Origin of the sequence: Virgibacillus sp. JSM 102003 (genome assembly GCF_041949995.1) — a bacterium.
GTDB lineage: Bacteria > Bacillota > Bacilli > Bacillales > Amphibacillaceae > Lentibacillus.
The window spans coordinates 54,524-68,239 of the sequence record NZ_JBHFQH010000013.1 but is presented as its reverse complement, the minus strand read 5'-3'; the positions used below and the strand labels follow the sequence as shown (position 1 = coordinate 68,239).

General features: G+C 34.7%; 17 protein-coding genes. 14 read left to right on the top strand and 3 right to left on the bottom strand.

Going from position 1 to position 13,716, the window contains the following annotated elements:
* Positions 1–128 precede the first annotated feature (128 nt).
* The 7 genes from ACE1TG_RS14485 to ACE1TG_RS14455 all read left to right on the top strand — a co-directional run bounded on the left by ACE1TG_RS14485 (position 129) and on the right by ACE1TG_RS14455 (position 3,829).
* Positions 129–1,085 (top strand): thymidylate synthase, encoded by a 957-nt coding sequence (locus ACE1TG_RS14485; protein ID WP_375053118.1) that lies wholly within the window; start codon positions 129–131, stop codon positions 1,083–1,085.
* A gap of 23 nt (positions 1,086–1,108) precedes the next feature.
* Positions 1,109–1,600 (top strand): dihydrofolate reductase, encoded by a 492-nt coding sequence (locus tag ACE1TG_RS14480; RefSeq protein WP_375053117.1) that lies wholly within the window; start codon positions 1,109–1,111, stop codon positions 1,598–1,600.
* Between the two features lie 12 nt (positions 1,601–1,612).
* Complete coding sequence (gene mobA / locus ACE1TG_RS14475) at positions 1,613–2,197, top strand: molybdenum cofactor guanylyltransferase (protein WP_375053116.1); 585 nt, start codon at positions 1,613–1,615, stop codon at positions 2,195–2,197.
* A gap of 159 nt (positions 2,198–2,356) precedes the next feature.
* The gene (locus ACE1TG_RS14470) at positions 2,357–2,563 is read left to right on the top strand and encodes a twin-arginine translocase TatA/TatE family subunit (RefSeq protein WP_375053115.1); all 207 of its coding nucleotides are present in this window, start codon (positions 2,357–2,359) and stop codon (positions 2,561–2,563) included.
* A gap of 19 nt (positions 2,564–2,582) precedes the next feature.
* A complete protein-coding gene (tatA, locus tag ACE1TG_RS14465) occupies positions 2,583–2,771 on the top strand; it encodes a twin-arginine translocase TatA/TatE family subunit (RefSeq protein WP_375053114.1) in 189 nt (62 codons plus the stop codon).
* Positions 2,772–2,842: 71 nt separating this feature from the next.
* Positions 2,843–3,604: a twin-arginine translocase subunit TatC gene (gene tatC, locus ACE1TG_RS14460; protein ID WP_375053113.1), complete on the top strand. Its 762-nt coding sequence runs from the start codon at positions 2,843–2,845 to the stop codon at positions 3,602–3,604.
* 3 nt (positions 3,605–3,607) lie between these two features.
* Positions 3,608–3,829 (top strand): YozE family protein, encoded by a 222-nt coding sequence (locus tag ACE1TG_RS14455; protein WP_375053112.1) that lies wholly within the window; start codon positions 3,608–3,610, stop codon positions 3,827–3,829.
* Positions 3,830–4,082: 253 nt separating this feature from the next.
* Here ACE1TG_RS14455 and ACE1TG_RS14450 read toward each other — a convergent pair whose 3' ends face one another.
* Positions 4,083–4,412 (bottom strand): YolD-like family protein, encoded by a 330-nt coding sequence (locus tag ACE1TG_RS14450; RefSeq protein WP_375053111.1) that lies wholly within the window; start codon positions 4,410–4,412, stop codon positions 4,083–4,085.
* A 97-nt stretch (positions 4,413–4,509) separates the two neighbouring features.
* On the opposite strand from ACE1TG_RS14450, the gene ACE1TG_RS14445 reads away from it, so the two are divergent.
* From ACE1TG_RS14445 to ACE1TG_RS14420, 6 genes are all read left to right on the top strand, one after another.
* Positions 4,510–5,661: an exonuclease SbcCD subunit D gene (locus ACE1TG_RS14445; protein ID WP_375053110.1), complete on the top strand. Its 1,152-nt coding sequence runs from the start codon at positions 4,510–4,512 to the stop codon at positions 5,659–5,661.
* Position 5,662: 1 nt separating this feature from the next.
* Positions 5,663–8,773, top strand: a complete 3,111-nt coding sequence (locus ACE1TG_RS14440; RefSeq protein WP_375053109.1) for an AAA family ATPase — start codon at positions 5,663–5,665, stop codon at positions 8,771–8,773.
* A 403-nt stretch (positions 8,774–9,176) separates the two neighbouring features.
* Positions 9,177–9,614 (top strand): VrrA/YqfQ family protein, encoded by a 438-nt coding sequence (gene vrrA / locus ACE1TG_RS14435; RefSeq protein WP_375053108.1) that lies wholly within the window; start codon positions 9,177–9,179, stop codon positions 9,612–9,614.
* Between the two features lie 85 nt (positions 9,615–9,699).
* Complete coding sequence (gene msrA / locus ACE1TG_RS14430) at positions 9,700–10,659, top strand: peptide-methionine (S)-S-oxide reductase MsrA (RefSeq protein ID WP_375053107.1); 960 nt, start codon at positions 9,700–9,702, stop codon at positions 10,657–10,659.
* 49 nt (positions 10,660–10,708) lie between these two features.
* Positions 10,709–10,915, top strand: a complete 207-nt coding sequence (locus ACE1TG_RS14425) for a DUF6501 family protein (protein ID WP_375053106.1) — start codon at positions 10,709–10,711, stop codon at positions 10,913–10,915.
* A gap of 123 nt (positions 10,916–11,038) precedes the next feature.
* The gene (locus ACE1TG_RS14420; RefSeq protein WP_375053105.1) at positions 11,039–11,590 is read left to right on the top strand and encodes a histidine phosphatase family protein; all 552 of its coding nucleotides are present in this window, start codon (positions 11,039–11,041) and stop codon (positions 11,588–11,590) included.
* An 8-nt stretch (positions 11,591–11,598) separates the two neighbouring features.
* Here the strand turns inward: ACE1TG_RS14420 and ACE1TG_RS14415 are convergent, their stop codons facing one another.
* The gene (locus tag ACE1TG_RS14415; RefSeq protein WP_375053104.1) at positions 11,599–12,789 is read right to left on the bottom strand and encodes a M14 family metallopeptidase; all 1,191 of its coding nucleotides are present in this window, start codon (positions 12,787–12,789) and stop codon (positions 11,599–11,601) included.
* Between the two features lie 147 nt (positions 12,790–12,936).
* On the opposite strand from ACE1TG_RS14415, the gene ACE1TG_RS14410 reads away from it, so the two are divergent.
* Positions 12,937–13,179, top strand: coding sequence for a DUF362 domain-containing protein (locus tag ACE1TG_RS14410; RefSeq protein WP_375053103.1), 243 nt, complete (start codon positions 12,937–12,939; stop codon positions 13,177–13,179).
* Between the two features lie 31 nt (positions 13,180–13,210).
* Here the strand turns inward: ACE1TG_RS14410 and ACE1TG_RS14405 are convergent, their stop codons facing one another.
* Positions 13,211–13,480, bottom strand: a complete 270-nt coding sequence (locus ACE1TG_RS14405; protein WP_375053102.1) for an acylphosphatase — start codon at positions 13,478–13,480, stop codon at positions 13,211–13,213.
* Between the last annotated feature and the right edge of the window lie 236 nt (positions 13,481–13,716).

Genomic DNA, 13,716 nt, shown 5'->3' with positions numbered 1-13,716 from the left:
TTCTTAACAGATTTATGTCGATTTAATGTTGAATATGCCCCAGCCAGTTTACGTTTGTGTTACAATAAATTAAATTATAATGATGTAGAATCATAATTATATTATGATTGATATATGGAGGGGTATAAATGCTGAAAGGTGAACAAGCATATTTGGATTTGTGTAAACACGTACTTGAAAATGGTACTAAAAAGGAAGATCGGACAAACACCGGTACATATTCAATTTTCGGTCATCAAATGCGTTTTGATTTAAGTGAAGGATTCCCACTCCTTACAACTAAAAAAGTTCCATTTCGTTTAATTTCCAGTGAATTGTTGTGGTTTATTAAAGGAGATACGAACATTCGTTATTTACTCAAAAACAATAATAACATCTGGAATGAATGGGCTTTTAAAAAGTGGATAGAGAGCAGTGATTACGACGGACCTGATATGACTGACTTTGGAAATCGCAGTCAGCAGGATGCTCAATTTAATCTTATTTATCAAGAACAAATGAAGAACTTTAAAGAAAAGGTACTTTATAATGATGACTTTGCAAATAAATTTGGTGATTTAGGTTCGGTTTATGGGAAACAATGGCGTGATTGGAAAACATCCCAAAACGATACAATAGATCAGTTAAAGGAAGTTATTGAATCCATTCGCAACAAACCGGATTCAAGAAGACACATCATTTCGGCTTGGAATCCTGAAGATGTTCCGAATATGGCATTGCCGCCATGTCACACACTATTTCAATTTTATGTAGCTGATGGTAAGCTTTCGTGTCAGCTTTATCAGCGTAGCGCAGATATATTTTTGGGTGTACCATTCAACATAGCAAGTTATGCGTTATTAACCTACTTAATTGCCCACGAATGCAACCTTGAAGTAGGTGAGTTTATCCATACACTAGGTGATGCACATATTTATACAAACCATGTTGAACAAATAAAAACGCAGCTTGGCCGTGATTTAAGAACATTACCAAAACTTAAGATAAATCAGGAGAAAAATTCGATTTTCGATTTTGAATTATCCGATTTTGAATTAACTGATTATAATCCACATCCTGCAATTAAAGCACCTATCGCAGTCTAAATTTTAAAGGGGGCAAATAGTACATGATATCATTACTTGTAGCTATGGATAGCAACCAAACGATCGGAGCAGAGAACGGTTTACCATGGCGATTGCCAAATGATTTGAAGTTTTTTAAGGAAAAATCCACTGGAAATACAATCATTATGGGACGAAAAACATATGAATCGATGGGAAGACCATTACCAAACCGCAAAAATGTGGTGATTACGCGACAGCAAATTGATTTTCCTGATGAAGTTGATGTAATTGATAATATAGAGGTGATACGGGAATGGAATAAAGAGAACCCAGAGCAAGAATTTTTCGTGATTGGGGGAGGCATTATTTTTGACCAGATAATGCCATATGCAGACAGGATGTATATTACCTGGATTGAAGAGACGTTCAAAGGGGATACATATTTCCCAGAATTCTCACAGGAAGATTGGAATTTAACATCTGAAGTAAAAGGAGAGAAGAACGAGAAAAACCCTTATGATTATTATTTTCTGCAATATGATCGTAAACGATAGGTAGTGTTTATTATGAATATTTCTGGAGTTGTACTTTCAGGTGGAAAATCGTCCCGAATGGGAACAAATAAATCTCTCTTAACATTGGAAGGGAAACCAGTCATTGAACATATTACAAATGAACTTCAATTAGTAAGTCACACTGTTTCAGTAATCTCTAACACTCCGTCATCTTTTGATTTTCTAAATCTTGATTTGTATAAGGACAGATATCTAAATCTAGGTCCGCTTGCCGGTCTGGAGTCAGCTATTTATCATATCGATGCTGATGTATATATCTGTGCAGCTTGCGATATGCCATTTATTCATAAGGATGTGTACGATTATTTGTTACACTCATTAGGTGATTTTGATGCTGTGATTCCAATTTATAATGAAAAAATGCATCCATTGTCAGGAATTTATACCAGTAACGTCTTACCTGAGATACAGCAGCTATTAGCGAATGACCAGCTAAAAGTTAGGGAATTATTTGACCATATAAATGTCAAATATGTCCGAGATTTCGGGGGTATTCCAGAATACATATTGACTAGGCATTTTTTTAATATGAACTATCCAAATCAATATGAAGAGGCAAAACGAGAATCTCTTTAACGAATGCAAGTTTTTCTAAAGTTGTTAAACAAGAGAAATTCATGTTAAACTATATACGTTTACATAAACTATGTCTATTATGTGTATTTTTCTTTTTTGGATATACGGCATTGTCCAAATATATTATAATATAATCAATCATACAAAGAAGGTGTTACGATGTTATCAAGTATAGGATTCCCAGGTCTTATTCTTATTCTGATTATTGCTTTGGTTATTTTTGGGCCGAAGAAATTACCCGAAATTGGTAAGGCAGCAGGTAATACACTGCGTGAATTTAAGAATTCAGCACGTGATTTAACAAGTGATGTTTCGGATGAGGTAAAAGAAACAAAAAGTATCGTTAAAGGTGAAGAAAGCAAATAATCTTGCGGAGTGATTATGAATGATTGGAAATATTGGCATTCCTGGATTAATTTTAATTCTTGTGATTGCTTTAATCGTTTTCGGGCCGTCAAAACTACCTGAAATCGGCAAAGCTGTTGGAAGTTCTTTAAAGGAATTCAAAAATGCAACAAAAGATATTGTCTCAGATGATGATTCCAGTAAAAGTGATAAATCATCAAAAAAATAATTGGCTTATTGAAGGTGTAGGGGAAAGTACCTTACATCTTCTTTTGCGCTTGAGTGCTGGGGAGTGAAGTAATGTCTGAAGAACAACAATTTGAGAATGAAAAAGAAATGAACCTTGTAGGACATTTATCAGAATTAAGAAATAGGCTTATTGTTACAGCAGTTTTTTTCATTATTTTATTTGTTATCGGATTTATATATGTTGAGGATATGTATGATTTCTTTACAAAAAGCCTGGATTTCACCTTAAACATTACAGGAATGACCGATATTGTTTCGGTTTATATTACATTGGCAGGTTTGGTGGCTATCATTGGTACATTACCCTTGCTTTGTTTACAAATTTGGCTGTTTATCAGACCAGGTTTAACTAAAGCTGAGCAAAGAGCATCATTATTATACATACCAGCTATTTTCTTATTGTTTACAGGCGGTTTATCTTTTGGGTATGTTATTTTCGTGAATTTAATTGTACCTTTTTTATTATCTCTAAATAATGGTATGTTTAATGAAATATTTACTTACGATAGATATTTCAAACTTTTATTTCGTATAGTCATACCTTTTGCACTTTTATTTGAAATACCGATTGTATCAATGTTCCTTACAAGTTTGGGAATTCTAACGCCAGAATTTATGCGTAAAACTAGAAAATATGCCTATCTTATCCTTGTTATAGTGGGAGCAATCATTACCCCGCCAGACTTTGTATTGCAAATCGTAGTGGCGATACCTTTAATCGTTTTATATGAGATCAGTATTTATCTGTCTGGAATTGTTTATCGAAAAAAAATTAAAAAGCATCAAGAGTTTATGGAGAATAATGAGGTGTAAACTATGCGATCATTCTATCATTATATGATGACACATCGGGGAAAGAAAAAAGCCGACGATGAGAGTCGACTTGCTGATTGGATCTTTTACGATCATGATTTCCCGAAGCATTCAACAGATTATGATGAGATTAGCAATTATTTAGAATGGAACAGCCCATTTGCCAACGCTCTATCTGTGTTTGATCAACTATGGGATATTTATACAACAAAAAACATTGATTAGGCTGAGGTATAAAACTTCTGCTTTAAAGACGAGTAATAACAGGATAGGATGTTTAGAACGTTTATTTTCGTGGTTTATATAAACTGCGAAGTACTTTTTAAAGAATTTGAGTTCTATTATGCCGCTCCGGAAATACACTTCGCGTAATACTTTCGTAACTGCAAAATAAATCCGAACTAATTCGAATTCTAGTTTAAGAATTTTGGAACCTAGTTCGGATTTTACGTTGACTAAACACTTTTGTCTAAGCCACTTATCTAATCGTAATGGATAATATATCATTAAATGGTATCGTTATCTGAGTAGAATCAGTTAATTGCAAGATGACATTATTCGTTTGACTATCTAATTTAAAGATTACTCCAATATGGTCGAAGACTGTGCCATCTGAATATATGGATACTGAAACCGTTGACCCGCGTTCAAAAGCTTCCAATATTTGAGTGTTAAGCATCTCTATTTCTTGTGAATCCAGCACAGGCTTTGTCATTCGGTAATCATCCTGCCACATATCCTGAAGAAGTTTAACGTGTTCTGGAAGCATCAGGGAAACCCACTTAATCGTACCTCGATCTTTTGACATTACAATCACCTCACATTTATTATATGCAAACACATGTTCTTATTCAACTAAAAGTATCTAATTAGTGATAAACTGACCATATGAGGGGGAAAGGAATATGAAAATACTACATACAGCGGATTGGCATCTGGGGAAAATTGTAAATAGCGTTCACATGACAGAGGAACAGGATTATGTACTCCAGCAATTAGTCGATATTATCAATACAGAAAAGCCGGATGTCATAATAATTGCCGGTGATCTGTATGATCGTGCAGTACCACCGAAAGAAGCAGTTGAACTATTAAATAGAACTTTAACCAAAATTATTCAGGATTTTAAAATACCTATACTTGCAATAGCGGGAAATCATGATAGTCCAGATCGTCTTGAATTCGGAAATCAGCTATTCCGTTCACAGCAACTGTATATTGAATCAAAGTTAACAACTGCGTTAGAACCAATTGTTATTCAGGATAAATCAGGTCCAGTAAATTTTCATTTAATCCCATATTTAGAGCCTGCAGAAGTTCGGGCCTTTTTTGACGATGAGGCCATCTATTCTCACCAATCAGCAATGGAAGCAATTGTAAGTAAAATCGAACAAGAAAATGACATGAATGAGAGACACGTCTTTATTGGACACGCATTTTTAGCTGGGGGAATGGAGTCAGATTCGGAAGAACGATTGTCAATGGTTGGTGGAAGCCCTTATATTGACACAACGTTATTCCAAAATTTTTCATATGTAGCTTTAGGACACTTACATCAGGCACAACGTGTAATGAATGATACAATCAGATATAGTGGGTCTATTCTAAAGTATTCATTTTCTGAAGCTAAACACAAAAAGTCTGTAACAATGGTCGATCTTGATAATCATGGAGAAATTAAATTATCACTTATACCACTTGTCCCTAAGCATGATATGAATGTAATTGAAGGATACTTTGAGCAATTGATTAATAATCCGATCGAAAAAAGTAATGATTACTTACATATACGTTTACTGGATGAGGGGCAGATTATTGATCCAATGAATAAGTTGCGAAAAGTATATCCAAATATATTGCGTCTTGAACGTGTCATGCGAACATCCGAAAATGGCTTACTTGATTTAAAGCAAATTCGAAAAAAACAAACACAATCACATACAGAGCTGTTTGCCTCGTTTTATGAAGAGATTAAAGGAGAAGCAATATCTGAATTGAGCAAACAGCAAGTAGAAAAAATTGTAACATCATTACTGGAAAAAGAAAGAAGGGAATAATGTGCGCGCGATATCACTTAGTCTTACCGCTTTTGGACCATATTGGAATAAACAGGTAATCAATTTTAATGAGCTGGGCGGAGAATCAGTATTTTTAATAACTGGCCCAACAGGAGCAGGTAAAACAACTATATTTGATGCGATTTGTTTTGCGCTTTACGGTCGTGCGAGTGGATCTGACCGTGATCAGGACACCCTCAGAAGCCACTTTGCAAGTATTGACGAACCAACAGAAGTAAGATTTCGATTCATTTTAAATCAAAAGGAATACGAGGTAATCCGAAACCCGAAACAATTAAAGAGAAAGGAACGTGGCGAAGGATATACTGATGAACCTGCAAAAGCGGTTCTATACGAAATTATTAATGATGAAAGGCGTTTGATTAGCTCACGGGTTAAAGAAGTAAGTGAATCATTGGAGGAAAAGCTTGGCTTTGATTACGAACAGTTCCGTAAAATGATTCTAATACCACAAGGAGAATTTCGAAAACTGATATCAGAAAATAGTAAAGAACGTGAAGCTATATTACAGAAAATCTTTCAGACCTATTTTTATGAACAGATCACCGAACAGCTAAGAGAACAATCAAAAGACTTAAAAGATAAAATTAATAACCTGGATCAATTGATTCAACAAGAATTAGCAAAAATTGAATGGACTGCAATTGAGCTTAATGAAACGGATAATATTGATCAGGTGATGCAAAAACTGACGCAGGAAATAGCATCTCTTAAAGACCAGCAAGCTGAAAGTGAAAAGTTAAAGGATATCAGGACACAAGAATTAAAGGAAGCTCAGAATAATCTGCATAAAGGAAAACTACTTGAAGATAAGTACCGTGAATTAGAATTCCTTAAAAAGGAAAAGGATGATCTGAATCAGCGAGCAGGTGAAATAGAACAAAAGAAACACAAATTAAAGCAAGCAATAAATGCACAAAAAATCCAGCCTTTTGAAGAACAAAGCATTGCACGTAAAAAGGAATGGCAGGAACAGCAAAATCAATTGACCAAACAGCACGAAAAAGTACTAAAAATAAAAAAAGAGTATGACACTATTGCTGCTCAATATAATGAAGAAGCAGAAAAGGAAGGTGATCGTGAACAACTTAAAGAAACAATTAAAAAAGCCAATGAACAGATGAATCAAATAAAAATCTATCAGGAAGAGGAAACTAATGCAGTAAATTTAAGAAAATCAACTGATAATCATAAAGAAGAACTCGGTAAGCTGAAGGAAAAACTAACCACAAGGGATAACAGGATAGAACAAATTGAAAATAAACTAAATGATGAGCAAGAAGTAACAAAAGCATACTATTCGAAAAGAACCGAAGTGGAAAAAGCACATCAAGTGGTGGATAAAATTACTGAACTGGAAAAAGAAAATAAGTATCTGCAGAAATTACGAGCGAATTATAAATCAGTTCATTCCAAGTATAATGACATGCAGAAAGAAATTGAACAATTACGGATAAACTATAACGAATTGGAAGCCAAGCAAAGGGAACATTATGCTGCGTTAATGGCCCAGCAATTGCAAGACAATTCACCATGTCCAGTATGCGGTTCATTTGATCACCCTCACAAGGCAAAAGCGCATGAAGAACTAGTGTTTATGGATGAACTTGATCAACTTCAGGAAAAGCTCCAGCAAAAAGAAAAAGAGTTCGCTGCATACCAAACAACATACACGGATTCTAAATCTAAAGGTCAAAGCCAAAGGGCAACCGTAAATAAACTTTTTGAAGAACTTAATGAAGAATTACAAAGCGCAGAGCAGAATGAAATCGATAAAAAGTTAAGTATATGGAAAGAAAAAATTAAAGCGTTAACCCTGGAACAAAATCAAATACAAAAAAATATGGAAGAACAAAAGCAGTTAAAAACGGAAAGAACGCTGTTAAAACAAGAATACAAAGAATTTAAACAAACGTTTGATCAATTAACTGAAAATTTTCAAAAAAACAGTGCATCATTAGCCAAATGCGAAGCTCGTTTAGATGAAATAGCAAAGCATTTGCCACAAGACATTGATGATTTTGACAGCTTCCAGAGGAAGGTTTCACACGATAAAGAAACTTATCAGGCATGGTTAACCAAATGGGAAACAACGAAGAATGAATTCCAGAAATCACAAGAATTATTACAGAAGGAAAAAACAATTCTTGAACAGCAAAAAGAATTCGAGAAAAATACGAAAAATAATTATGATATCCAATATAATCTTTTTGCAGAATCTGTTGAAGAGAACGGATTTAAAACAATTGAGGAATTTGAAGAAAGTAAGTTACCCTCTGATTATATGACACAAATCGAGCAGGACATTAAAGCACATGAGAATAAAACGGAACAAATTAACTATCGGTTAAAAGAATTAGAGGATCAAACTAAAGAAACAACTCGACCTGATCTGAACATGTTCGAAGAGATAGCAGATAGAAAGCAAACAGAGCTGCAGACGATTCATGATAACCTACACACACTGGGTACAAGAATAAAATATAATCATCAGATAAAAACAGCTATAAATGAAAAAATAAACATTCAGAAACAGCTATCCAAAGAATATTATGAGATTGGAGAACTAGCTGAGTTAGCACATGGTAATAACCAGTTAAGACTTTCTTTTGAACGCTATGTGCTAGCATCCTTCTTAGACGAGATTTTACTTCAATCAAACATAAGACTGGATAAAATGACAGAGCATCGCTATCAGCTTATTCGAAGTGGACAAGTTGCTAAACGCGGAGCACAAAGTGGGTTAGACTTAGAAGTACTTGATCATCATACAGGGCGGCAGCGCTCTGTAAGAACATTGTCTGGAGGTGAAGGTTTCAAGGCAGCACTGTGTTTAGCACTTGGACTTGCTGATGTTGTCCAGTCTCACGCAGGTGGGGTGCAACTTGATACGTTATTTATCGATGAAGGATTTGGAACGTTAGACGATGTTTCTTTACAGCAGGCTATAGACTGTCTAAAAGATTTACAGGACAGCAATCGATTGCTGGGGATTATCTCACACGTACCTCACTTGAAAAGTGAAATTCATGCAAAACTTCAAATATCTCCATCAAACCAAGGTTCTGAATTGGAATTTTCATTTGGATAGATGAAATAGATACAGACGGCATCCGCATTTATTCGTCAAAAACCGCAATATTTATGTAACTTTATGTAGTAACATGCGGTTGCCCAGGAAATAATAAGGGGAAATGGTTGATATTTCATGAAATTGTCAATAGTAGGATGCCTTTATTACTTTCTTATCGCTTATACTTATAATATAAGAATAAGAAAGAAGGGGATAATATGTTTACGGCAATTGTATTTGGTATTATTCTAACAGGAACAATTGGATTTATTATTGCAGCCGAAGTAGCAGAGTAACCAGATTTCCAAGCCCTTACCAATTTTGGTTAGGGCTTTTTTAGATAAATAATGATGACTGCCTACACCCTTTAGAAATTATTACGTACAATAATCTAGAAAATTGTTTTGAAGGGGAGAATAACATGGTATGGCCTATACAACCGCAACAGCCTAGTAATCATATCTTGCAAAGTCGCGCGGGGTTCCAGGGTGGCCCGCAACAATCACAGATGCACCAATTGATGCATCGGTTCTTACCACCACAATATGCTCAAAATTTGTTGTCCCCAGACCGCATTGGCAGTATTACACAAAAATTAAACAATATACAGCAAGTTTTAAAGATTGTTCAATCTACAGCTCCGATCGTACAACAATATGCTCCAATAGCTAAGAATCTTCCAATGATGCTCAAGTTAATGAAAGCACTAAACGAGGATGATGATACGAAAAGTCAGATTGAAAGTGAAGAAGAAACCAGGAGCATAGAATCTAATAATAAACACCATGAACAGGTGAAAAATAATGAAAATACCTCCAGAAGAAATACTGGTCAATCCACACCAAAGTTATATATTTAACTATTCAAGGCAGACAACTTGATTTTTATTGTTAAAAACGAAAAAATAGGGTTAAGATAACTTTGTACGAAATGGAGGTATAATAATGACTAATCATAGTGAATTAGCAACTTTTGCTGGAGGATGCTTTTGGTGTATGGTAGAACCATTTGATGAGCGCCCGGGTATCATCAATATCGTGTCGGGTTATACAGGAGGATATACTGAGAACCCCACATATGAACAAGTATGCTCAGACACAACAGGACATGTGGAAGCAGTCCAAATAACATTTAATCCAGAAATAATGTCATACAAAGAACTTGTTACTATTTTCTGGCAGCAGATAGATCCAACTGATGCAGGTGGCCAGTTTAATGATAGAGGGGAATCTTATCAGACAGCTATTTTTTATCATAATGATAAGCAAAAGCAAATTGCAGAACAATCAAAACAAAAACTGGATCAAAGTGGAAAGTTTTCAAAACCAGTAATCACCCCTATCATACCTGCAAAAACTTTTTATGAGGCAGAAGATGAACACCAGAATTATTATAAGAAACAATCATTTCATTATAAATTATATAAAAAAGGTTCCGGAAGGGAAGATTTCATTAAGAGAAATTGGCAGCAAACTCCTGATAAAGACAAACTAAAAGAACAATTAACTCCTATTCAATATAGTGTTACTCAGGAAAATGCTACCGAGCGACCATTTGATAATGAGTATTGGGATAATGAAGAAGAGGGTATTTATGTGGACATTGTATCAGGTGAAGTATTATTTTCTTCACATGACAAATTTGACGCGGCCTGCGGGTGGCCAAGCTTCACCAAACCGGTTGATCCGCATCAGTTAAATGAAGAAACAGATACTTCACATGGAATGATTCGGACCGAAGTTAGAAGTAAAAATGCTGATTCACATCTGGGGCATCTGTTTGATGATGGTCCAAAAGATAAAGGTGGTATGCGCTATTGCATGAATTCGGCAGCTATGCGGTTTATTCCAAAAGAAGAAATGGATGAAAAAGGCTACAGTAATTATCTGTATCTATTTAAATAAGTCAACGGTAATTTGATTATGTAAACTAACTGGATAAGGAGAAATAACTATGATTCACTTAAATTGGGAAGAACGCGATACAGAGAAAACAATTGAATGCGTGCACGCAGATGCCCAAAAATTTATTGTTAATAATAAATTAACTCCCGGGAAACAGTATGAGGTAAAGAATGAAACAGAAGCGTTTTATTTTATTATGGATAACAGCAATCGTATCGGCGGATTTTATAAAAACTACTTTAAAGAACTAAAATAACAGGTTTCGACCTGTTATTTTTATATTATATTTTCTATTTTAATCTATTAATGCTATAATTGATGTACTATTTAGAAATATTTTGAACTTGCATTAATTCTTGCAAAGAAGGGGTTGAGTTATTTGAGAAATTTATATTTAATTCGTCATTGTGCGGCCGATGGGCAACACTCAGATTCACCACTAACAAATGAAGGCATACGACAGGCGCATTTGCTTTCAGCTTTTTTTACAGAACAGAATATAAATATAGACAAAATCATCTCAAGCCCTTACTTAAGAGCAGTTGAAAGCATTAAACCTTATGCTGAACAAAATAATATAGAGGTTAAGGTGGATGGTCGTTTAAAAGAACGGATATTAAGCGAGGACCCGATAGATGACTGGATTGATGTATTAGAACAGTCATTTACTGATTTAGACTTCAGTTTGCCAGGTGGTGAATCAAGTAATGATGCTGTGAAACGAGTGACATCAGTAATTGAAAATATCCATTCAGAAGACAATGCAACAAACGTAATTCTTGTAAGCCACGGAAATCTGATAGCTTTGTTATTAAATCAATATGAACCCAATTTTGGCTTTGAGGCGTGGAAAAACCTTCGAAATCCAGATGTTTATCTAATTAAAATTGATGACAATAACCATTCAATAGAATGCTTGTGGGATGGTTAGACTCTAGGCTATAAATATAAATTCGCTAACAGAATACCCAGACTTTCCTGGTATATTTCCTCAAACAGAGCGAACGGTAACGGGTTAACTCCGCTTCCTAATTCTATTGTAAATCCTGGACGTCTAAAGTCCTGAATAAACCAATCTTTATAACCTGCATAGTTATCTATATATCGTACTGGCTGATAACCGCTGACTCGAGCGTACTCATTAACGATGTCCTCAGAAACAGCTGGTTCAAGCCCTTCGAATCCCCAATAAATCACTTCCCCTTGCGTATGAAAAGCATTAAGACGTAAAAAATTTCTTTCCCTTACTAGATTGGCCATTGCAATAGCCTCTGGATCTGAAAGTGGGTAAGGTCCTGGATAATCACGCGGTTGTGGTGAAACTGGCTTACGTTCTGCTTCTAGTTCCCACAGAGCTGAATATTGATTATTCAAATCAACCCCCGATATATTTGCCTTCCAATTTGAAAAATCCTCATTCTGTTTGTTAATGTCCAATACCTCCTGCTGATGCTCACCTGCAGCAGACGATCCGTTCAATACAAGGTTAACACCATCTGGGTTCACCATTGGAACAATTGACAGTAATGAATCATTGTATAATGGAAGCATATTAATCCCACGGATAGGTCTTTCATTTGTCAGGGACAGAACATATTCATTTACAAAACGCATAATTGTAGAAGTTGTTATCCATTCATTAGCGTGAAAAGATCCATTTATATGAACTTGTTTACCACCATTTCCTATTTGCAGCTCCACTAAAACTTTACCCATCACGGAGTTTCCAATATTTTGTCTCGAAATAAAAGGATAAATTGTCAGTAAATTATTAATATCACCTATCATTTTGTCGAACGTATAATTATCGAAATCAGATATAATCAAACTGTTAACTCGCTGTGGAATTACAATAGTTTGACCAATTTGAAGATTGGCTGGATCGATTGACTGATTCATTAAGAATAGCAAATCTATCGGAATATTATTTTCCATTGCAATTTTCCATATCAAATCATTTTTCTTTATTTGATGCTTGATTGGTGTGTATCCTGGCATTTTAATACTTTGTCCCACCAATAATTGATTTGCATTGACCTGTGGATTCGATTGTTTAATTAATATGAGTGGAATATCGAATAATTGGCTATAATACCATAACGAATCATTTGGTCGGATGAATACTTCCATATACATTCGCTCCTCGATTTATTGAATAATAAATAATATGTATAAAAGCCTAACTATGTGTTTAATTAGCTTGAAAGAATAGATAAGTTTCTGTAATATTATTGTATGAATAAATATTTTTGCCTTTAATTTAAGGAGGAGTTTTACTTGGCATTTATTATTACATCACCTTGTAAGGATGAAAAATCAGGCGAATGTGTCGAAGTTTGCCCTGTTGATTGTATAGAAGAAGGAAAAGATATGTTCTTCATCGACCCGGATATATGTATTGATTGTGGAGCTTGTGAAGCGGTTTGTCCGGTTGAAGCTATATATATGGAAGATGAAGTTCCAGAAGAGGAAAATGAATACATCGCTTTAAATCGTAAATTCTTTGAAGATCAACAATAAATTATTAGCCGCTACTCATAAGAGAGCGGCTTTATTTTATAATGAAGCTTTTATAATCCTTATTATCCTTTAATGTTTCTACATTCATATCATCAATACGAATGAATTGATTATTACTATCTTCCAACGCTTTCAAGAATGTATCTACACTACTCTTATTACCCTCAACCTCCAATTCAACAGTACCATCAGGCTGATTTTGAACCCATCCAGTTAAATTATATTTTATCGCTATTTGCTGTGTAGTATATCTGAAACCAACTCCCTGAACTCGTCCACTCACAGTCACATGTACAAGCATTATAGTCCCTCCTTTACATTAAATTCCCTTTTTGCATATTTTTTACATAACTGTAACAACATAATGGAATATATTCATTCGCAACTATCTATTCACAACTTATTACTAACAACTAGACGAATTTTGGAAAAATTGATTCATCGCCATACCCTAATGGTGGAATTCTTAGTTGCGCTCATGCAGTCAGAAAGTATTATATTATTATTATCTGCAAAAACAATATTTATGTGACAATT